This is a genomic window from Pseudomonas sp. 2822-17 (genome assembly GCF_002742485.1).
Classification (GTDB): Bacteria; Pseudomonadota; Gammaproteobacteria; order Pseudomonadales; family Pseudomonadaceae; genus Aquipseudomonas; species Aquipseudomonas cyclaminis.
Window position 1 is genome coordinate 1 of record NZ_LJRZ01000813.1, and the last position, 261, is coordinate 261.

1 protein-coding gene is annotated in these 261 nt (G+C 42.1%); it reads left to right on the forward strand.

Annotation, left to right across the window (positions count from 1 at the left end; genetic code table 11):
- Positions 1-261: DnaB-like helicase N-terminal domain-containing protein (locus AOA60_RS29385; RefSeq protein ID WP_305887065.1), on the forward strand; the 261-nt coding region annotated here is incomplete at both ends.

Genomic DNA, 261 nt, shown 5'->3' on the forward strand with positions numbered 1-261 from the left:
TCTTTACGGATCGAACACCACCGCAAAATATTGAAGCAGAGCAAGCAGTATTAGGGGCTATTTTTATAAATGATGAAGCCCTTGTTTCTGCGTCTGAACGGTTAGTTCCAGAGGACTTTTACCGCGCTTCACATCAACGTATATATTCGGTGATGTTATCTCTTGCACAAAAAGGAGAGCCGGTAGACCTTATTACTGTGACCACAGAACTTCAGACGAAAAATTGGCTAGATGAAGTTGGCGGTGTTTCCTATTTAAGTG